Source organism: Actinomycetospora sp. CA-084318 (genome assembly GCF_050955885.1).
In the GTDB taxonomy this organism is placed as follows: Bacteria; Actinomycetota; Actinomycetes; order Mycobacteriales; family Pseudonocardiaceae; genus Actinomycetospora.
Genome location: NZ_CP192098.1, coordinates 5,099,502 through 5,119,649 on the forward strand (window position 1 = coordinate 5,099,502; position 20,148 = coordinate 5,119,649).

Annotated in this window: 19 protein-coding genes; 13 read left to right on the top strand and 6 right to left on the bottom strand. The window is 68.4% G+C overall.

The genetic code is table 11. The features are described from left to right. Positions 1–53 precede the first annotated feature (53 nt). Together ACQPYX_RS24880 and ACQPYX_RS24885 are read right to left on the bottom strand one after the other, a co-directional pair. Entirely contained in the window at positions 54–668 is a 615-nt protein-coding gene (locus ACQPYX_RS24880; RefSeq protein WP_433799943.1) for a cysteine hydrolase family protein, read from the bottom strand. Between the two features lie 26 nt (positions 669–694). Continuing rightward, positions 695–1,768: an LLM class flavin-dependent oxidoreductase gene (locus ACQPYX_RS24885; RefSeq protein WP_433799944.1), complete on the bottom strand. Its 1,074-nt coding sequence runs from the start codon at positions 1,766–1,768 to the stop codon at positions 695–697. Positions 1,769–1,996: 228 nt separating this feature from the next. On the opposite strand from ACQPYX_RS24885, the gene ACQPYX_RS24890 reads away from it, so the two are divergent. From ACQPYX_RS24890 to ACQPYX_RS24905, 4 genes are all read left to right on the top strand, one after another. After that, positions 1,997–2,938, top strand: coding sequence for a zinc-binding dehydrogenase (locus ACQPYX_RS24890; RefSeq protein WP_433799946.1), 942 nt, complete (start codon positions 1,997–1,999; stop codon positions 2,936–2,938). Positions 2,939–3,115: 177 nt separating this feature from the next. After that, entirely contained in the window at positions 3,116–4,489 is a 1,374-nt protein-coding gene (locus ACQPYX_RS24895; RefSeq protein WP_433799947.1) for a cytochrome P450, read from the top strand. A gap of 80 nt (positions 4,490–4,569) precedes the next feature. Beyond that, complete coding sequence (locus ACQPYX_RS24900) at positions 4,570–5,547, top strand: PDR/VanB family oxidoreductase (RefSeq protein WP_433799948.1); 978 nt, start codon at positions 4,570–4,572, stop codon at positions 5,545–5,547. A gap of 70 nt (positions 5,548–5,617) precedes the next feature. After that, positions 5,618–6,850 (top strand): cytochrome P450, encoded by a 1,233-nt coding sequence (locus ACQPYX_RS24905; protein ID WP_433799949.1) that lies wholly within the window; start codon positions 5,618–5,620, stop codon positions 6,848–6,850. Between the two features lie 109 nt (positions 6,851–6,959). On the opposite strand, the gene ACQPYX_RS24910 is transcribed toward ACQPYX_RS24905, so the two are convergent. Next, positions 6,960–8,441 (bottom strand): APC family permease, encoded by a 1,482-nt coding sequence (locus ACQPYX_RS24910; RefSeq protein ID WP_433799950.1) that lies wholly within the window; start codon positions 8,439–8,441, stop codon positions 6,960–6,962. A 67-nt stretch (positions 8,442–8,508) separates the two neighbouring features. Next, positions 8,509–8,793 carry a hypothetical protein gene (locus ACQPYX_RS24915; RefSeq protein WP_433799951.1) on the bottom strand — a complete coding sequence of 95 codons (285 nt, stop codon included), beginning with the start codon at positions 8,791–8,793 and terminating at the stop codon, positions 8,509–8,511. A 474-nt stretch (positions 8,794–9,267) separates the two neighbouring features. Between ACQPYX_RS24915 and ACQPYX_RS24920 the strand changes: the two genes are divergently transcribed. After that, positions 9,268–9,867: a TetR/AcrR family transcriptional regulator gene (locus tag ACQPYX_RS24920; RefSeq protein ID WP_433799952.1), complete on the top strand. Its 600-nt coding sequence runs from the start codon at positions 9,268–9,270 to the stop codon at positions 9,865–9,867. Here the strand turns inward: ACQPYX_RS24920 and ACQPYX_RS24925 are convergent. After that, positions 9,851–11,158: a flavin monoamine oxidase family protein gene (locus ACQPYX_RS24925; RefSeq protein WP_433799953.1), complete on the bottom strand. Its 1,308-nt coding sequence runs from the start codon at positions 11,156–11,158 to the stop codon at positions 9,851–9,853. The two genes, ACQPYX_RS24920 and ACQPYX_RS24925, sit on opposite strands and share 17 nt — an antisense overlap. A gap of 540 nt (positions 11,159–11,698) precedes the next feature. Between ACQPYX_RS24925 and ACQPYX_RS24930 the strand changes: the two genes are divergently transcribed. The 6 genes from ACQPYX_RS24930 (at position 11,699) to ACQPYX_RS24955 (ending at position 15,336) form a co-directional block, all read left to right on the top strand. Further along, on the top strand, positions 11,699–12,058 hold the full coding sequence (locus ACQPYX_RS24930; RefSeq protein WP_433799954.1) for a DMT family transporter: 360 nt from the start codon (positions 11,699–11,701) through the stop codon (positions 12,056–12,058). Beyond that, a complete protein-coding gene (locus ACQPYX_RS24935) occupies positions 12,055–12,378 on the top strand; it encodes a DMT family transporter (protein ID WP_433799955.1) in 324 nt (107 codons plus the stop codon). Before ACQPYX_RS24930 ends, ACQPYX_RS24935 begins: the two co-directional genes overlap by 4 nt. After that, a complete protein-coding gene (locus ACQPYX_RS24940; RefSeq protein WP_433799956.1) occupies positions 12,375–12,959 on the top strand; it encodes a TetR/AcrR family transcriptional regulator in 585 nt (194 codons plus the stop codon). The genes ACQPYX_RS24935 and ACQPYX_RS24940 overlap by 4 nt, the downstream gene beginning before the upstream one ends. Before the next feature lie 703 nt (positions 12,960–13,662). Beyond that, a complete protein-coding gene (locus ACQPYX_RS24945) occupies positions 13,663–14,409 on the top strand; it encodes an SDR family NAD(P)-dependent oxidoreductase (protein ID WP_433799958.1) in 747 nt (248 codons plus the stop codon). Positions 14,410–14,457: 48 nt separating this feature from the next. Continuing rightward, positions 14,458–14,586, top strand: coding sequence for a hypothetical protein (locus tag ACQPYX_RS24950; RefSeq protein ID WP_433799959.1), 129 nt, complete (start codon positions 14,458–14,460; stop codon positions 14,584–14,586). Between the two features lie 48 nt (positions 14,587–14,634). Next, positions 14,635–15,336, top strand: a complete 702-nt coding sequence (locus ACQPYX_RS24955) for an ABC transporter substrate-binding protein (RefSeq protein WP_433799960.1) — start codon at positions 14,635–14,637, stop codon at positions 15,334–15,336. A 185-nt stretch (positions 15,337–15,521) separates the two neighbouring features. On the opposite strand, the gene ACQPYX_RS24960 is transcribed toward ACQPYX_RS24955, so the two are convergent. After that, a complete protein-coding gene (locus tag ACQPYX_RS24960) occupies positions 15,522–15,788 on the bottom strand; it encodes a GIY-YIG nuclease family protein (protein WP_433803803.1) in 267 nt (88 codons plus the stop codon). A 585-nt stretch (positions 15,789–16,373) separates the two neighbouring features. Here ACQPYX_RS24960 and ACQPYX_RS24965 point away from each other — a divergent pair. Further along, complete coding sequence (locus tag ACQPYX_RS24965) at positions 16,374–18,695, top strand: tetratricopeptide repeat protein (protein WP_433799961.1); 2,322 nt, start codon at positions 16,374–16,376, stop codon at positions 18,693–18,695. A 795-nt stretch (positions 18,696–19,490) separates the two neighbouring features. Continuing rightward, positions 19,491–20,027: a hypothetical protein gene (locus ACQPYX_RS24970; RefSeq protein ID WP_433799962.1), complete on the top strand. Its 537-nt coding sequence runs from the start codon at positions 19,491–19,493 to the stop codon at positions 20,025–20,027. The last annotated feature ends 121 nt before the right edge of the window (positions 20,028–20,148 follow it).

Below are 20,148 nucleotides of genomic sequence, written 5' to 3' on the forward strand. Positions count from 1 at the left end.
AGGTTCTGGGGCGGTGTCATGAGTTCCGCGGTCCGACCGAGCAGGTCGGGTGTTCACCCGGCGGTGTTGGCGGGCTTGAGCGCCGCCGTGATGTCCCCGACGGTCGAGATCTCGGCCAGCAGGGCGAGGGATTCGATGGAGTGCGTGTGCGCCGCCGGCGTGGCGGCCGAGCACGCGTCCTCCACGACGATGGTGCGGTAGCCGAGGTCGCTGGCCTGGCGTGCGGTCCCCTCCACCGAGGCGTTCGTCGCGACTCCGAACAGCACGAGGGTCCTCGCACCACGCTGCTGGAGCCAGTCCTGCAGACCGGAGGCGGAGAAGCCGCCGATCCGCTTGTGGGTCATGACGTGGTCGGCGCCGCCCGGCGCGAGTTCCGGCACGATCTCCGCGCCCGGGGTGCCCTCGATGAGGAATCGGGACTGCGCCACCATCCCGAGCAGCGGGGAATTGGCGTCGAGGTCGGACAGGTCCGGGGCCCACGCCACCCGGGTGTAGACCGTCGGTGCGCCCGCCGAGCGCGCGGCCTGCAGGAGGCGGCCGGCCGCGTCGAGGACCTGGCGGGCCTCGACCTGCTCGCGGAACAGCCCGGCCATGGCGCCGGTGTCTCCGACGACGTCGTGCTGGAAGTGCACGGCGATGAACGCCGTCGTGCGGGGATCGGTCACCATCGTTGGTCTCCAGACCGTCGGGCGGATCAGGCCGGGGTGAGGATCGTGCGGCCGATGTCGGCGAGGTCGCGTCCGGCCGTGAACGGGTTGGCGAGCATGACCCCCACCAGGTCGACACCGGCCTCCTGCATGAGCCGGGTCTTCTCCCGCAGATGGTCGGGCGTGCCGTAGAGGCACCAGTAGTCGACGAGTTCCTCGGTGATCAGCGGGCGGTGCCGCGGGTCGAGCCCCTTGAGGTACTTCGACCAGATGCTGAGGTAGTCCCGAGCCTCAGGGCTGTTGGGGTCGCCGAGGTAGGCCATCGCCGCCTGCGTGGAGGCGTTGACGATCGGCTCGCCGAGCTCGTCGACGTGGCGCTGCATGAACGCGAAGTTGGTCAGGCAGGAACTGATGGGCGCCGAACCGAAGCCGTGGTCGACCGCGTCCTGCCACGTCTCGCCGGACTGCAACAGGTAGAACCAGCTCACCCCGACCAACTTCACCGAGCCCGGGGGCCGGCCGGCGTCGGCGACCGCCTTGTCCAGCTCCCGGCGGACGAGGCCGATCATGTCGGGGTCCGGACCGAGGCAGTAGGTGACGTAGTCGGCGTGTTTCGCGGCCAGGGCCAGGCTCTTCGGCCCGCCCGCCGCCCAGAGGACCTCCACCGGATCGTCGATGTTGTACCAGTGACCCGCGGTGTCGAGGAACTCGATCGCCCGGTCCTGCCCGCGCCACGAGTGCGTCACCCGTTGTCCCGCGAGGAGCCCCTTGATCACCTCGACGCTGCGCTCGAGCTCGCGCAGGGTCGCGACGTCGCGACCCATGGAGCGCATGGCGTTGTTGGCCGTCCCGATTCCCATGAACAGCCGCCCCGGAGCCAGGGCGTTGAGCGTGGCGAAGGAGTTCGCCGTCGTGGGAGCGAGCCGCGTCAGGGGGTTCGTCACCCACGTGCCGAGCTTGATCGTGCTGGTCTCCCGCGCCGCGAGGGCGAGGAACTGGTACGGATCGCTGAACAGGACGGGGCCCTCCCCGACGCCGAAGTGGGTGGCGCCGAGGTCCTCGGCCTTCCGCACGAGGTCGACCTGATCGATCTTGGCGAGGCTTCCCACCATGAGTTCCATCCGCGCCAGCTCCCTTGGTGGTCCATATTGTGACCGGTGTCCACGATATTGACCAAGCGAGCGTATCCACGGATGCTGTCGTTTGTCACGACGCTCTTCTCGACCAGGCCTCCAGCCATGCGGGGAGCTCCCCGTCGAGTGCGGGCCACGGTGCTCGCCGCCCCGTGCGACCTGTCCCACCACGCCCGCGTCCACGGCGGGCCAACCCGTCCCGAAAGGATCCCTGTGATGCGCGCCGTCACCATCTCCGACGGACAGCTCGTCGTCACCGAGCGAACCGACCCCCGTCCGAGCGCTGGTGAAGTCCTGGTGCGAGTCCGCGCCGCCGGCCTCAACGGTGCAGATCTGCACCAGCTCCGCGGTCGTTATCCGGCCCCGGCAGGCGTCCCGGCCGACATCCCCGGTCTCGAACTCGCCGGCGAGGTCGTCGAGCGCGGGCCGGCTGCGCACCGCTTCGCGGTCGGGGACGCAGTCATGGGCATCCTCGGCGGGGGCGGCCAGGCCGAGCTCGCGGTCGCCCACGAGCGGGTGCTGATGACCGTCCCACCGCTACTGTCCTGGGCCGAGGCCGGCGGCACCGCCGAGGTGTTCACGACCGCTCACGACGCCCTGTTCACCCAGGCCGGACTGGTTGCCGGAGAACGGCTGCTCGTGCACGGGGCCGCTGGCGGGGTCGGGACCGCTGCGGTCCAGATCGCCCGCGCCGCCGGCGCGCGCGTCACCGCGACCGTGCGCAACCCCCGACTACGCGACCAGGTGCAGGCCCTCGGCGCCGAGGTCGTCGCTCCCGAGGGATTCGACGAGCACGGCCCCTTCGACGTCGTCCTCGAGCTCGTCGGAGCCCCCAACCTCGCCCAGGATCTCGAGGCGATCGACCTCAACGGCCGGATCGTGGTCATCGGCATCGGAGCTGGCGCGACGACGGAGATCAACCTCGCGCGACTCCTGAACAAGCGCGGCCGACTGATGGCCTCCACGCTGCGATCCCGACCCCTCGAACAGAAAGCATTGACCGCCCGCGCAGTGGAGCGCTCCGTGCTCCCGGCCCTGGCCTCCGGCCAGGTGACCGTGCCCGTCGCCGAGACCTTCGACCTCGCCCAGGCCCCGGCGGCCTACGAGCGCTTCGCCGCCGGCGGCAAGCTCGGGAAGATCGTCCTCACCACCGACTGAAGGCGATCACGCAGCTCGGCGACCGAGCCAGACGTGGTCAATATGTGGACCGACGGTTGTAATATTGACCGACTGCGCACCAGCGACTACCGTCGTGAGCGTCACAGCATGTCGACGGCGGATGCAGGCGCCGATCGCCTCCCTCCGGTGGGATGAGCGGCATCCCCGGCCGGTCCGGTGCTGTGCCCCACCCTTGCGGTCCGGGCGAGCGCGTGGCTCATCGTCACCGGGAGCAGCCGTCGCGAGCGAGCTGCGGGGCACCGACTCCGGGACCGGGCCGCGACGTGCCGTGGCCCGGTCCACGTCCGCGACACATACCGACTCGACGGCCAAGCCTCGGCCTCTTCACTGGACACAGGAGTCTCGATGACCAGCAGGGAATGCCCCGTCGTGCATTTCGACACCACCGACCAGGCGCTCCGCTTCGAAGACGTCCAGCTGTTCGACGAGATCCGCGACGCCGGCGGGATCGCCTGGACCGAGGACAACGGTGGGCTATGGGCGGTCTCGGACTTCGCGCTGTGCAAGGCCATCGCCAGTGACGCCAAACGATTCATCTCGGGAGAGGGCGTCCGGTTTCCCGCCCGGGGCGGACCCAAGGTCTTCGCACTCGAGTACGACCGGCCCCGGCACACCGTGCACCGACGCGCCCTGAGCGAGGCCGTCAGTGCCGCGACCGTCCCGAAGCTCGAGCCCATGGTGCGCGGGCACGCCCGCAGCCTGCTGCAGCGGGCACGAAGCGAGGGCCGACTCGACCTCTCCGAGGATCTCGCCTTCCCGCTCCCCCTCGACGTCATCTTCTCCCTGGTCGGTGCACCCGACGACCTCAAGCAGGAGGTCGACGTCCTGACCGAGGCGTTGCTGCTCTACCGGAAGCCGGCCGACGACGGCGGCGGGGACGAGATCACGCGTCTGATCAACGTGTTCGACCGGCTCATCGCCCTCAAGGTCGAGCAGCCCGGGGACGACTGGCTCTCCGGCATCGTGCAGACCTACCAGGGGTCCGGCGGCGAGCTCGACATGACCGAGATCCAGGGTGCCATCTTCGCCATCCTGTTCGGCGGTCACCACTCGACCGCGCGGGGTATCGCCTGCCTCCTGGCGCGGATCGTCACCGACCCGGATCTGCAACGCTCGCTGCGCGCCGACCCCGAGCTCATCGCTCGTGCCACCGAGGAGTCCCTGCGGATCGCCACCCCCCTGCGCTGGTTCGCCCGCACGGCCGTAGAGGACGTCGAGATCGGCGGCCAGCTGATCCGCGCCGGCCAACACGTCTACCTGCTCTACGGCGGGGCCAATCTGGACCCCAAGCGCTACGACGACCCGGCCGACTTCCGCCTCGACCGCCCTCGCAGCTTCGATCACCTCGCGTTCGGCTGGGGCATCCACCGCTGCGCAGGCATGCCGCTGGCGCAGCTCGAGATCCGTGTGGCCGTGGAAGAACTCTTCGCGTGCGGCCCCTGGCTCGAACTCGATGGGGAGATCTCGTGGACCGCGCTGGTCGAGCCCCGCTCGATCCCGTGCCGCTTCGCGGCCGCGCCCACCACCTGACATCACGGCCAACTCACGGCCGACCCACGGCCACCGACCACCGGCGACGCCGATCCCGGCTCTCGAACGAGGAGGAACTGATGCAGGTGGCCAGTGACGAGGAGGACCTCCGGCTGCGCGTCCACCGTCGAGCGGTGGGCGCCGACGGCGTCGTCGTCCTCGAACTCCGCCACCCGGCCGGGAACGACCTACCGGCCTGGTCCCCGGGGGCGCACGTCGACCTGATCCTGCCGGACGGGCTCGTCCGGCAGTACTCGCTCTGCGGGGACCCACAGAACCGCACTGCCTGGCAGATCGGTGTCCTGCGCGAACCCGACGGCCGCGGCGGGTCCGCCTACATCCACGACGAGGTCCGCGAGGGCCACGAGATCGACGTCCGGGGCCCCCGCAACAACTTCCCCCTCGTCCCCGCCCCCCGGTACATCTTCCTCGCCGGCGGCATCGGGATCACCCCGATCCTCCCGATGGCCGCCGCGGCCGAACAAGCAGGCGCCCAGTGGGAGTTCCACTACGGCGGGCGGAGCCGGACCTCCATGGCCTTCCTGGACACCCTCGAGACGCTCGAGGCCACGGCCGAGCATGGATCGACCGTCGACCTCCACCCACAGGACGAGGTCGGACTGATCGACCTCCCGCGGATCCTCGGCACACCTCGACCGGGCACGAAGGTCTACTGCTGCGGCCCCGAACCCCTGCTGAGCGCGGTCGAGGCGGCGTGCGCGGACTGGCCCGCCGGCACTCTGCACGTGGAGCGCTTCGCGCCCAAGGAGCAGGGCGAGCGCGTGCTCAGCGGCGACTTCGAGGTGGAACTGACCCTGGAGGGAGTCACGCTCACCGTGCCCCCCGACCGCTCCATCCTCGACGTCGTCGACGAGGCAGGGGTCTTCGTCCTCTCCTCCTGCCAGGAGGGCACGTGCGGTACCTGCGAGACGCGGGTCCTGCACGGCGAGGTCGATCACCGCGACTCCCTGCTCACCCCGGAGGAACGCGCGACCAGCGACACCATGTTCATCTGCGTCTCCCGCGCCGCCTGCCCCAAGCTCGTGCTCGAACTCTGAACCCACCCTCCCGCCGACACCCGGGCGGGTGCCGGCGCAGGGCGCAGAGCCCACCGCTCGAGGAGCTCCGATGACCAACCCAGCTGCGGTTCCGGTGTCCGACTTCAACCCCTTCGAGGCACCGCACCGGCAGAATCCCCACCTGTTCTACCGGTGGTCCAGGGAAGAACAACCGATCACTTTCAGCCCGGCGCTCGTTGCGTATCTGGTCAGCCGGTACGAGGACATCGAACGGATCGTGAGCGACCCGGACACCTACTCGTCCAGGAACGCGATCCCCTCCATCTGGGACAATCCGCCCGAGGTCCTCGAAGCGCTCGACGGTCTGATCCCCGAGGCGCCCACCGTGGTCAACACCGACGAACCCGTCCACGGACCGCTGCGCCGGGTCCTCGACCACGCGTTGTCGGGACGGCGGGTCCGCCTCCAGCACCCGGCGATGAAGACGCGCGCCCGGGAGCTCGTCGAGGCGTTCGAGTTCGGAACCGGAGCCGACCTCGTCGACGAATACGCCGATCCCTACGTGCAGCACGTCGAGAGCCTCGTCTTCGGGACCCCGATCGAGGACATCGACAGGATCCAGGCGTGGTCCGATGACTACCGTCTGCTGTTCAACCCACTTGCGCCCGACGACGGGAAGGTCGACGCCGCCCGGCGGTTGCACGACTACCAGGACTACATCGACCGCCTCGCCGAGGAACGCCGCGCCCGGCCCCGCGACGACTTCATGTCCGATCTCGTCAACGGCTCCGACCACGTACCCCCCGTTGACCGCGCGGACCTGCACTACATGTTCCGCGGGCTCCGCGCCGCCGGCATCGACACGACCCGCGACCTGATCACCAACGCCCTGCTGCTGATGCTCGACAACGACCGGGAGCTGTGGGAGCTCGCGCTCGGCCGCCGCGCCCTGCTGCCTCGGATCATCGAGGAGACCCTGCGACGCGACGCCCCCCACCGCGGCCTCATGCGGATCACGACCAGAGAGGTCACGCTGCACGGCGTGACCCTGGCGGCAGGAACACCGCTGTTTCTGCTCTTCGGATCAGCCAACCGCGACGAGACACGCTTCCCCGATCCCGACACCGTCAAGCTCGACCGCCCCAACGTGCGCGACCATCTGGCGTTCGGCAGCGGCATCCACAAATGTCCCGGCGCGCAACTAGCCCGCACCGAAGTGAGGACGGCCATCGACATGCTCCTCGATCACCTGCCGACCCTGCGCCTCGCCGACGGCTACGAACGCGCGTACGCAGCCAGCTACTCCTTCCGCGAACTGGAGCACCTCGACGTCACCTGGTGAGTGCCGTCACCTGGTGACAGCCACGCGAGGCAACCCGCCGGGGTGCTCGGCGACGGTTCCGGTGGGCCGCGCCCTTCGCGGGCGCGGTCCACCGTGCGTGCCGACGACGTCAGTCCCGCCCAGGGACGGCGTCTCCACGGACCCGACCGACGATTGCTCCGACGACGAAGACCACGACGACGGACATCAGCAGGAGCACCGCAGTCGCGCCCGAGCCGCCGGTCAGGAGCTGGAAGTTGGACACGAGCACCACGAGGCCGGCGAGGATGAGCAGGCCCGCGAGGACGGGTGAGACGGTCGTGTTCCAGCGGGGCTCCTCGGTGCGCTGACCGCGGAAGAACAGCACCACCGAGATGGTGGTCAGCAGGTAGAGCACCACCAGGGCAGCCACGGCCGCGCCTCCGAACCACGAGAACAGGTTGAGCACCGGGTCGAGGCCTCCGATCGCGAACGGCACCACCAGCAGAATCGCGATGACCGTGGAGATCGTGCCCGCGATGTACGGCGAGCCGTGACGGTTGGTCCAGGCCACGCGGGCCGGCAGCACACCGTGCTCGGCCAGCGAGTGCAGGTAGCGGTTGATCGCGTTGTGGAAAGCGAGGATGCCGGCCAGCAGCGAGGTTGCCAGGATGATGCTCACCGCGTCGCCGGCCCACCCGCCGAGGTTCGCTGCGACCGCGCCGGTCACCAGCGAGGTCGCGTCGCCGCTCTGCAGGGCGTTACCGGCAGCTGCGGTGACCTGGCCGGCGCCGTAGAAGCTCACGACGGTCCAGGAGATGAACGCGAAGAACCCGGCGACGAGAGCGACGGAGACGTAGGTGGCGCGCGGGACGGTGCGGCGCGGGTTCACGGCCTCGGTCGCATAGAGGGCGGTGGACTCGAAACCGAACATCGAGGCGATGGCAAAGGTGAAGGCGATGCCGGGAGCACCGGCGACCAGGGCGGACGGGGAGAAGGTAGCCGCCACACCGAAGCCCTCGGGTCCGCCGCCCTTGACGATGGTGACGACGGCGAACACGAGCAGGAGACCCATCTCGAGCGCGACCAGGGCTGCGAGAACGCGGGCTCCGATCTCGATGTTCAGCCACGCCCACCCCATGACCAGCACCATGGTGACGACGCTGCAGACCCACCACGGCACCTCGAGGCCGACATAGGTCGAGAGCAGGAAGGACACGGTGAAGCCGTAGAGCCCGTACATGGCGGCCTGCACCACGCAATACGCGAGCAGCGCGGTGAAGGCCGCGCCGGCCCCTGGAACCGCGCCGAGACCACGGCCGATGTAGGTGTAGAAGGCGCCGCCGTCGGTGAGGTGACGGCTCATCGTCATGTAGCCGACGGAGAACAGCGCCATCACGATCCCGACGACCAGGAATGCGGCCGGTGCGCCCGGACCGTTGCCCTCGGCGATCGCGATCGGCAGCGCACCGGCGATGCCGGTGAGCGGCGACTGGGCGGACAGGACGAAGAAGACGATCGCGGCGACGCCGAGCGACCCGCGTCGTAGGGTCGTCGCGTGGGTGCCCGCCGGTGCGGTGGACTCGTGGGTGGTGTCGGGTGGGGCAGGGGCGCGCTCGGGGTGCAGGGACATGCCGTGTTCCTCAGGCCGTTGGGTGGGTGGAGTGGGTGGTTGCCGCTCGCGTAGGAACGGGGAGGGGCTAGGAGCCGAGCGAGCCACGCAGCGCGGGGGGCACCCGGTCGGCGAGCAGGTCGGGCCCTCGGCGCTCGTCGAGGCCGAAGGGGTTGCCGAGGTCGACCTGGTCGACTCCGGCTGCCTCGAGCTCGAGGAAGGTGGTCGACGACCGGAACATCAGGTCGCCGTGGACGACCAGTTCGTCGACGCCCATCTGCTCGGCGCGGGCCGCGAGAGGGCCGTACTCCCCCGGAACGAGGGCCGCAGCAAACCCGAGGCCGATGCTCAGACCGTGGTTCGAACGGCTCATGTCAGGTCCTCCGGGCGGTGTCGGCGATCGCCCATGCGTTCGATACGCATGAGCACACGCTCGTCAGGGTCCGGGCAGGCGACGTGGGCGGTCCGATCGTGCTCGCTGGCACTCATGCCGCAGCTCCTGATGGTGGTGTCCGACGTCCGTCGCGAATCGCGCCGACCAGCAGTCGGACGTGGATCGCGAAAGAGTTGATCGAATTCGCGCGTGCGGCCGAGAAGCCTCGTCACCTGCCGATAGATGCACACTGAACTGCATCAACGGTGCCCCACGCGGTTAAACTAGTCAAGTGGAAAGGATCGATCGGATACGCGAGCGCTGATGCGACGAACGATCCCGGAAACATCGCTGTCATTCAGATCCCCACGAATGCTTCTCTGCTCCGGAGGCTCTCAATGGTGCGGCTCGCGGGGAGATACCGAGTGACCGCGGCGCCGCCGCCGGCCGGTGGGCGGAGTAAGCTCGGTGGAGATGTCGACGAGGCCTGACGGCACCCGCGGTGCGTATGGCACCGGGCGTGACGCGCTCCTCGACGCGGCCGTCCGGGTCGTGGCCGACCGCGGCCTGCGGAACCTGACGTACCGCGCGGTGGCCCAGGAGGCCGGCGTGACCCACGGTCTGGTCACCCACTACTTCGGCACCCGCGAGGAGCTCATCGGTCAGGCGCTGACCTACTCGTTGCAGATGAGCACCACGGTGGTCTCCCCCGAGCCGGGGTCGGGGCGTCTCGACGTGCTCGTCGAGGGCCTGGGCGACCTGGTGGCGAGCACCCCCGCCGTCCAGGCCTTCCAGTACGAGCTCGCCCTCGAGGCTCGGCGCACACCGCGGCTCGCACCGGAGCTGCAAGCGGTCTACCGCGGCTACCGCGAGGCTCTGGCTCGCGAGCTCGCCGCCGCAGGTCTCGACGACGAACGTCTGGTCGCGGTGGTCTTCGCAGCGATCGACGGGCTGGTGTTCCAGCAGGTCTGCGGGGTGAACGACCTTCCGACCGACGAGGTCGTGGCCACCCTGCGGTCTCTGCTGGCCCTCGCCCGAGCCGACCCTGACGGGTCGGTCACCGCTCGGCCTTGAGGTCCGCCATGACGTGACGCGACACCGTCAGCGCGCTCTCCACCGCACCATCGATGTAACCCAGCCATCCGGTCGCATAGTCACTGCCCGCGAAGTAGACGCCCTGTTCGTGGCGCTGCATCTCCGGAATCCCCGCGCTCATCTGACCCGGCCGCAGGTTGGCCCACGTCTCACCCGAGAACGGGTCGTCGGTCCAGTCGTGCCCCGTCGCCTCGACGACCTCGGCGTCCGGCAACCAGTGCCGCACGGCAGCCTGGACCGCCTCGGTGTCGTCGGCCGAAATCCGCGAGTGGTCGGGCCCGAACGCCACGATCAGCGTGTCGCCGCAGGCGTCGTACTCGGCCATCGCGATGGTCAGCGGCGACCGCACCGGGGAGGCGAACCCGAGGAAGGGCGCCACGTGGCCTCGCACGCGGATCCACATCTTGACGCCGCGCGAGGCCTGGCCGACCTCGACGAGCTCCCGCTTGCAGGGGGCGAGCGGCGGGTCGAACGCGATCCGGGACACGGCGTTGATCGGCGCCGTCACGATGACGGCGCTCGCCCGGTACTCCGTGCCGGCCGCCGTGGTGGCGACGACCTCGTCGCCACCGCTGGAGACCGAGGTCACGTCGGTGCCCAACTCGATCCTCCCGCCGTAGTCGGCCCGGATCGCCTCCATGAGGGTCCGCGTGCCTCCGACCAGCTTGAAGGTTGCCGCTGCTTCCAGCTCGAGCTCGGCATCCCAGTGACACAGGGCGTTGATCCGGGCCGCGTGCGCCACGCTGACCTCCTCGGCCGGCGCCTGGTAGCCGGTGGCGTAGAAGGCCTCGGCGATCTCGCGGCCGACCGGCCCGATGTCGAGGGTCGCGAGCCGCTCGGCGACCGAGTGCCGGTCAGCCTCGAGAACGGCGGCCTCGTTGAACAGAGCGTGGAACGGTCGCGGCACGAGCTCGCGGGCATCGGAGGTGACGTGCCCGAGTCCCTGGCCGATCAGGTCGGTCCCGGCTTCGGGGTCGACCGCGGTCGGGCCGTCCTCGCCGGCGACGAGGAACACCTCGGGATCCGGGCTGGGGGTCAACTCCATGCCGTAGCGGACGAGTTCGGCCCAGACGTGCGGCTGCACGTGGTGGAACCAGGTGCCGCCGAGCTCGAGGTCCCGACCGAGCCGGTGGTCGGTCCAGGTTCGACCCCCGATGCGGTCACGACCCTCGAGCACGAGGACCGACAGGCCGCGGTGGGCCAGTTCCCGGCTCGCGACGAGGCCGGCGAATCCGGCTCCGACCACGATGACGTCGACCTTCTCGGTCATGGCAGATCCTCTCCAGCGGGTCGGGCCCGCGCGGTGCGCTCGGGGATCCGTCGGGGGATGCCGGGAAGGACATCAGGCCGGCGCCGGGGGCACCTGGCCGAGTGCTGAGTGACGGACGGCACGAGTGTGCGAGCGACTCGACAAACTTGTCAATTGGCTAATTGCGAGTGAGCACGCTCCGCAGCGGCACACGCACACCCCGTGGCGACCACGGGTGGGCGTCGGGGAGACCTTCATCGGAGTGGCCGTAGTTCCCGATGGTTTCGGCCGTGGGTGTCCGGTTGGCTGCGAGTCGCCGCACCGTCGACGGCCACGACGGACTCGCCCGGCGTCCCCACATCAGTGGGAAGACATCCCGTGTCCGCCGAGCACGAGGTTCAGCCCGAAGCCCGCAGCGCTGACGAGCAGCCCCGCACCGGATTGCTGGAGGTCACGCCCGAGACCCGCCCAGGACGACGGCCTGAATCTCGCCTCGGGCGCTACGAAAACTCCAGGTCCATCGGACGTGTTCGTCGGCCTGCGGCGTGCTACTAGTGGGACATGCGTCCCGAAACCGCCGTCGGCCTGCTGCTACTGGCAGCGTCGATCGTCTGCGAGGTCGCGGGCACGATGTTGCTGCACGCCTCGCAGGGTTTCTCCAGCCCGCTCGCCTCGCTCGGGGTCCTGGCGGGCTACGGGACCTCGATCCTGCTGTTCTCCCGGGCCCTGCGATACGGGCTGACCCTCGGGATCGCCTACGGGACCCTGACCGGGTGCGGACTCGTGGCGGCGACGCTCGCGAGCACGGTGCTCTTCGGGGATCCGATCGCACCGCTGCAGTTCACGGGACTCGCGCTGATCCTGCTCGGGGCGCTCACCCTGCAGACCGGTCCACGCTCCGCCGACGGGACGGCGGGGTGACCGAGACGCTCCTGCTCTCGGCGTCGGTCGTGGCGCAAGGCGTCGGGATCGCCGCAACCCGCGCCTCGGACGGGCTGCGCCGCCGCCGCTGGGTGATCGCGGCGTTCGCCGCCATGGCGGTGTCGGTGGCCCTGATGGCGCGGGCGCTCGCCCTCGGCCTGTCCCTCGCGGTCGGCTACGGCATCTGGAGCGGGTCGGGCATCGTCCTCGCCGCCGCAGCAGGCGTCGTCCTCTTCGGCGACCGCCTACCCCCTCGCCACGTCCTCGGACTGACCCTGGTCATCGCCGGGGTCGTCATCGTCTACGGCGCAGCGCCGTGACCGGACCGGACGTCCACGGCACCGACCACGAGCCCGACGGCCGTCGGCGCCGCGGCCTGCGCCGCCAGGCGGCCCTGGTCGAGGCCGTCCTCGCCGTCGTCGCCCGGGACGGGGTGGCCGGGGCGACCCACGGCTCGGTCGCCGCGGCGGCCGACCTGCCGCGCAGCGCCGTCTTCCACCACTTCGGCTCGCTCGACGACCTCCTCGAGGCCGCCCTTCGCTCGGGGACCGAGCAGCTGATCTCCGCGGTCCCGCACGTCCCTGCCGACAGCGACCTGTCCTGGTTCGCCCGTCAGCTGGTGTCCCTGTTCGAGGACAACCGCGACCGCGTAGCCGCCGGCTACGAGCTCTACACGCTCGCGGCCCGCCGCCCCGCCCTGCGCGGCGCCGTCGGCCTATGGCTCGACCTCCTGCACGGCCTCGCCCGACATCACACCCACGACCCCGAGCGGATCCGCGGCTTCGCCGTGGCCGTGGACGGCTACTTCCTCCAGACCCTCGCCTCCGACACCGCACCGGACGCTGACGAACTCGAAGCCCTGCTCAAGGCAGCACTGGGGGACTACACGCAGACGTTCTGATGAACATTCGAGTTCCTTCGGGGACTCTTGAAACGCCCCGACTGTGGTGGAGGCCCTGATTCCACAGGTGAGTGGGAGTCGTGCCGACGCCGAGAAAGTTCATCGATGAGACGCGGGAGCGGGCGACGCGGATGATCCACGAGGCCGCCCAACAGGAAGCGGGGTGGCGACCCCTCGCCACCGGCGTTCGTTCCTATTGACGAAGCCCCCGGCCGGATCGCGCTATCCAGGCGCGCAGAACGTGACCCAGAAGAAGTGAGCAGCTGGCCACCAGAAATGCTGACAACCCTTGAGCGTCATAAGACCCGCAATAGCGCGATAATCCCCGTGATCGCGACGTCCTCTGTGCTGGAGAAGGCGCACGACACGTTGCTGCTGTGCGATTGGCTATTGTCAGAGCTTCGAGCCCACGCCGACACCGCATCGTTGCGTCACGAAGCGTGATCCAGGTCCGCCGCGCGCGGATCGCGACGCCTGGCTACAGCATCTCCTCGAGCCGCCAGGCCAGCGACTGCTCGTCGCCGGGCTCGGGCGCATCAGCGGCATGGGGACGGCTCGGTCAAGTAGCTGTCTCCTTCCTCCAGCGCGACCGCGCGCAGACATTGGCCCTCGGTGGTGTGCGGCGCGCCTGAAGACGTGGAGATTGAGCGTCCCCATTGACGAGGATCATCGCGCGACCGCATCGACAGCGAGGAGATCGCGCGTGAGTGAGCGGGTGTGTCTGATCACCGGGGCCAGCCGAGGCATCGGGGCCGCGACCGCGCGCGAGTTGGCAGCACGCGGCTACGGCGTGGTGGTCAACCACCGGGACAGCGCGAACGCGGCCGAGTCCGTCGCCGACGGCGTCCGTGCCGCAGGCGGCGAGGCCCTCGTCGTGCAGGCCGATGTGACCGACCCCGACGCCGTGACGCGGCTGGTCGACACGACCCTCAGCCATTGGGGGCGGCTCGATGTCCTGGTGCACAACGCCATGGCCCCGTTCCCCGTCACCTCGTTCGCCGACCTGAGCTGGGAACAACTCGGCGCGAAACTCGACCAGGAGATGCACGCCGCGTACCTGCTCACCCACGCCGTCCTACCTGGGATGATCGACCGCCGCGACGGACGGTTGATCTACCTGTCCACCGGCCTGTCCCGCCGCCCCCGCGCCGGCATGATCGCGCTCGGTGTCGCGAAGGCCGCCCTGGACTCCTTCGTGCGCTACGTCGCCACCGAGGTGGCACCCCACGGCATCACGGCCAACGTCGTAGCACCGTCCACCGTCGAGGACACCGCGGTCGGCGACCGGCTTCCCGACGAACTCCGGGAACAGCTCGCCGCCGACACCCCGATGGGGCGGCTGGCCCGCCCCGAGGACGTCGCCCGCACGGTCGCCTCTTTCGCCGGCGACGACGCCGGCTTCACCACAGGCAGCTGGGCCCCAGTCAACGGCGGCGCGCTCATGCTCTGAGACCGCACCGCGACCATCTCGAACTTCGAGCCACACAGGAGCATCGCGTTGCACACCCTCGACCTCACCTACGTCGGCCACGGCCTGCATGAGGAACTCGTCGCCTACGTCGCCGACCAGGAAGGCTTCCCCGAACAGGAGGGCGTGCACCTCGCGCTGCGCGACGGCGCGAACTGAGATGACCAGCCGCTCCGTCGCGGCGCCACCATCGGGCTCGGGCGCTCCGTGTTCGCCCGGCTCACCGACGGCGTCGAGTGGACCGCCCTGTCGGTCAGCACCCACCGCCCGCTGTTCTGGTTCGTCGGCGGCCCGCAGGTGAGCGTCATGGAGGAGCTGCGCGGACGCCGCCTGCTCGTCCACGCCCCGCACACCGCGCCGGGCTGCTTCGCGCGCATCGTCCTGCGCCGCCACGGCCTCGACCCCGACCGCGACCTGGAGTGCGTGGTCCGCCCACTCGGAGACTACGCAATGGACCTCCGACGACTCCGCGCGGGCGAAGTCGACGCCGCATACCTCGGCAGCACGCTGGACCCCGCCCAGGTCGCCGCCGAGGAGGGATTCCTCGAGCTCGCCTGGGTCGGCGACCACCTGGCCATCCCCACCGTCGGACTCGCCGTCGACCCCGCTGTCGTCTCCCTCGACGACCCCGCGGTCGCGGCCGCGGTACGGGCACAGCGTCGGGCCCTGGCCCTGCTCGCCGACGAGCCGGAGACCGCCGTCGCCTACCTCCAGCGGTTCCTCGGTCGCGCCACTCCCGACGAGGTGCGGCGCTACCACGCCCGCTTCATCGCGCCCTCGTTCACCACCCACGGGCAGGTCAACCTCGCCGCCGCCGACGAGGGCCTCGCCGCCGTCGCCGCCGAGCTCGGCATCACCGAGGTCCCCCGGGCCGCCGACGTCTACCGCACCGACCTCGTCCCGGTCTGATCGACGTTCACCGCACGCCGTTGGGGCCCCTGTTGCCGGTGGATTGCCACACTGTCGGCGCCCCCGACCAGCCCCAGGCTCCCCACGTGCCCGCTCGTGAGGAGTTGGGCGTGGTCACTGACGACGGACCTCGTAGCAGCGATGCATTTCGCAGCCGAGAACGCCATCCGCGACCGCACGTTATGTCAGCCCGTGGTGCCCGCTGCCCCTTCGGCGAGCGCGATGCTGGTGCGCCATTCTTCGGCTTCGGCGAACTCGGTGTATTCGAGGACGTGCTCGCGGGCCTCAGTGCGCCCGAGGACCTCGAGGACTTCGGCGGGGGTGGCGCGGAAGAACTCGCGTCGCAGGTTGACGCGATTGTCGCGGCGGCCGGCGAGGTCGTGATGCAGCCGGTCCTCGAGGCTGACGGCGTCCTCGCTGAACACGAGGGCGAAGCACCGCTGTTGCCGCAGGCTGTATTGTGATTGGCTCCCACCTCGTCCGAGCTGTACTCCTTGGACAGGTCTGCTCTACGACGTTCTGGACCAAGACCGTCGGACGCGGAACGCGCAAGAGCTCACCCTCGCAGCCTTACTCCTAGTCGCCATGTTGCCTGGCGTGGCGGTCGGCCTAGTCTTGTCGGTACACGCATGGGGCCCGACGGCCACCTTCACCGTGGGGGGCACGGCCGTAGGAGCGGCAGGTTCGTCTATTTGGGTCCTGCGCCGATGGCGGTGGCGCGCGCAGCCGCATTCGGCTAGGCCTCCTACCCAGTCTTTCGCTAAGCTGAGTTGTGGACTCGCCATCGGGTAGCGGATCCAGCAAGAAGGGGAGGGATGGTGAGGCGGAGCCTTCCGGGAAGAAGGAGCGCGGGCGCCGGGTCAATACTCGCGGCCGTCGTCGCGATCGGAGCCCTCGTCACCGGCGTCTCGGGGAACTGGGTCGCAGGGCTCGGGCAACCGCCAGATGCGGTAGTCTGGTTCGTTTTCACAGCGGCGTTAGTTATCACTGGCACCCTAGCAGTCGCGAGTTCCCGACAAAGCCGGACGACGGAAACCGTGGGCTCGGACACTGTCAGCGCGTTAGGTGAACTCGATAGCGCTGATAGAAGTTGCGATATATGGCCGCTCGAGACGTTCGACGAACAACGAGCCATGGTTCATGCTGCAGTAGGCAGGAGCAATGAACATTCTTCTCAGGTTCTGCATCCTGCACCTGTGCCCTACGTTGAACGCGAACACGACCCTGCCCTTCGCGAAAGCATTGCCAAGGCTACGCGGGGCGAACATCACGCGATACTCGTTCTGCGTGGTCGTTCATCAACAGGAAAGACCCGCAGTCTGTACGAGGGAATCCGTCAGGTGTGCGGAGAGTCCGAAATTCCCAGTGGGCGCCGTAAGCAGGTCAAGAGCTGGTATGTAATACGTCCGGCCGGGCGTGAGGCATTAAGAGACCTGCCCGAAGCAGGTCTGCTCAAGCGATCGCCAACGGTGTTGTGGCTCAACGAACTACAGGGTTTCCTGGGTCCAAACGGTACGGGACTCACTCGAAGACTCCTTGAGGACCTTCATGATGCGGCTGCAGGCCAGCCCTTGGTGATCGTGGGCACGATTTGGCCTGACAAGCTCTCTCAGCAGGCGAATCCCGAGCTTGAAGCCACGCGCGACACCCGCGAGCTGATCGGCGATCGGACGGTAATGCGGTTCTTCGATATTGCTGACCGTTTGACTAGTGCGGAACTCGATGCAGCTCGATTTATGGCGAGGAGAACGAACGACGAGCGCGTTGGCGCTGCACTGCAAGATCGCGGAGGATTTGGCTTCACCCAGGCGCTCGCGGGTGCGGCCGAGTTGCTCTCGCTTTACAGGACCGCGAGTCGCGCACAACAGCTAGTCCTGGAGGGTGCGGCAGAGTACCGTCGGATTGGCGGGCAAGCTGCGATATCGCAGGAACTCCTCATTCGGCTTGCCACTGCCTTCTGGCAGAAGGCCTACGCACCACAGACTCCTGCACTAGACCGAATATTGCTGGCAATCGCCACTTTACGTCGTCCACTTCGAGACCCAGACGGCGAGGTCTGTGCTTTGATCCAAATCGGACCCGACGCCTACACGCTATCCGACTATCTTGAGGAGTACCTCGCTCACGAGCGGTACTATCAAGCGGTATACGACGAAGTGTGGAGTGCATTCGAACATGCTGACCCTAGCGACTATGTGCTGCTAGCCGAGGCAGCTGAAGCTCGTGGTCGAATTGCAATCGCCGACGCACTGTGGCAACGGGTAATTCCCGGCAGCCAGGGCAGCTCACACTCACGATTTGCAGCTTGGCTGGAACGCCAAGGGAGACTTCAAGAAGCCGAAAGGGAGCGTCGGGCGGCGATATCTGCGCGCGAGCCAGGCGCATACGGCAGGCTCGTCCGCCTCCTCGATAGGCAGTCTCGCGATACAGGTGAGATTGAGCGACTTCGTCGAGCTGCGGTCGAAGCAGATGAACCCGACGCCTATGAGAATCTAGCCCGGTGGCTTAATCAACAAGGTCGTTCCGACGAGGCGGAGCAAGCTAGACGCGCAGCCGTCGGTGCAGGAGAGGTAAATGCTCTCTCGAATCTTGCTCGTTGGCTTGTTCGGCGGGGCTCAAACGACGAGGCGGAGCAGGTCATGCGGGCAGCTGTTGTTGCTGGCGACCGCGACGCGTACTACGTTCTCGCTCGCTGGTTTGAGTCTCAAAACCGCCAACACGAAGCGGAGCAAGTTCGCCGTGCAGCTGTCGGTGATGGAGAGCCAGGGTCGTACGCCAGTCTTGCTCGATGGCTGAGTCGCAATAAACGAGACATCGAAGCTGAGGAGATCCTTCGCGAATCCGTCGAAGCCGGAGAGCCGAACGCCCACTCTGAACTCGCTGAGTGGCTCGGTCTTCACGGCCGCGACGACGATGCGTTACGCGCTTGGCACGCAGCCGTGGCCTGCAACGAGCGGAGCGCCAATTATAACCTCGCTAGTTGGTTTGAAAGTCACGGGCGTCTTCGTGAAGCCGAGGAAGCCATGCTCGGAGCCATCGCAACCAACGAGCCGAGCGCCTACTCGTATTACTCGGAGTGGCTTGAGAATCACGGAAGAGTCGAGGAAGCGGAGCGCGCACTTCATATGGCGATAGAGGCTCGCGAACGTAATGCCCAGGACAATCTGGCGAGACGGCTTGACGTTCGCGGCCGACATGTTGAAGCGGAGGAGGTCCGCCGTGCGGCAATAGTCGCTGGCGACCCGCTCGCTCATTTCCGGCTCGCGAATTGGCTCGAGCACCAAAATCGCGCGGAAGAGGCCGCAGCACTACGTCGCTGCGGAGTCGACCCAGAGGGAACGACCGTATGGTCGTGCTGAATGCGACGAAGTAAGGCGCTGCCGTATTTCCTTCCAAGGCTAATGTTTGCTCGTCTTACGACCTTACGACCTTACGACGCGACGCGCGCGACGCGGGTGGCCAACTACACGTTTTGTAACGAGACCGTGGCGTTGTTGAGCAAACGAGGAATGCTCGTCGAGGGAGCACCCGCGCAGTCTCTGCAGACGGTCTAGAGCATCCGGCTTTAAGGGGCTCTTCCGTTTTCGGGGCGCAGCTGAGTGGGTCTGACCGGGCCAAGTGCTGGGGTAGTATTGCTGCGGTGAGGCGGGCCCCGAGAAGTCTATGCTGGCGGTTCCTAGGCCAACCGTCGTCAACTAGCACGCGTGAGATATATAGATCGCTTTGGGTCTGACGGCGCAATGTCGTAGATCGACAAAGGACTGACATCCTTGAGGGTCGTTGGGTCAGACGGTAACCGCTGAGCAGTATCACAGGCTTCCTCCGCCGCCCGCGAGCCATCGTTCTCCGAGGGCACTCGCTCTCCGATCCTCTGCTGACGCAGTCAGTCGTGATGACGTTGCGATGTTAGGCGAGCGATCGTCGCTAGCGGGTCGACACACGTCGAGAGCCGCCGAGGGTCGCCGGGGTTGCAGCGTGCTAGCCACCCGCGGGCGGACGCGAGGCCGCCAGCCTCAGCGACAGCAAGCCGTTCAAGCGCGGTCACCGCCTCCGCGCTGCGCCCGTCGGCCACGAGCGCGTACGCCGCACGGGCAAGCAATCGTCGTCCGGCGCGGCGTCAGATCTCCTACTGTCGGCGTTCGGGTTGCGAGGTCGTGAGCGATCGCACGGCTTCGAGCGCCGTGTCGAACGCCTCGACGGCTCGCGGCCCGTCCCGATCCCCCGTCGCGACGGATCCGCGGTCCGCGACCACGGCCGCGGCCGACTCCGGGTCCGCGACGAGCCCGATCTCGCGCCTCCATGCGATACGCCTACTCGGCCCGGGCGCGATCGACTTCGGTGAACGGCCCGATTCGGGCGCTGGCGTGGGCAGAGAGGGCCTCGGCGAGGGCGACGAGGCGACGAGTGCGGTCGACGTCACCGGTTGCGGTGCTCGTTGGTCAGTCGGTGTCGTCGAACTCGGCGCCAGCCGTCGCCCGCGCGTGCCGAGCCATTCCAGCGGCGTGCAGTGCGACGTCGACACGATTGCCGGTCTTCCTTGGTGCAGACGTCTGCGCGCGGCCATGCGGGAGCTATCCGCACCCTGGACGGCCCAGACGTCGGGCGACACGCTCCGGGTACAGCGGCCGACCGGGTGGGCGTCGGGGCGAGTCGAATCGCTCGACCAGCTGATGACCTCGTTCGCCGAGTAGCAGGACGATGCTCGTGATGGGGCTAACCGGCGGTCGACAGTGGGGGCGTTAGCGCATGAACAGGTCGCGGACCGTCGATCCGCTCCCGGCCCTGCTCCCCGCCCTCCTCGACGCGCTTCTG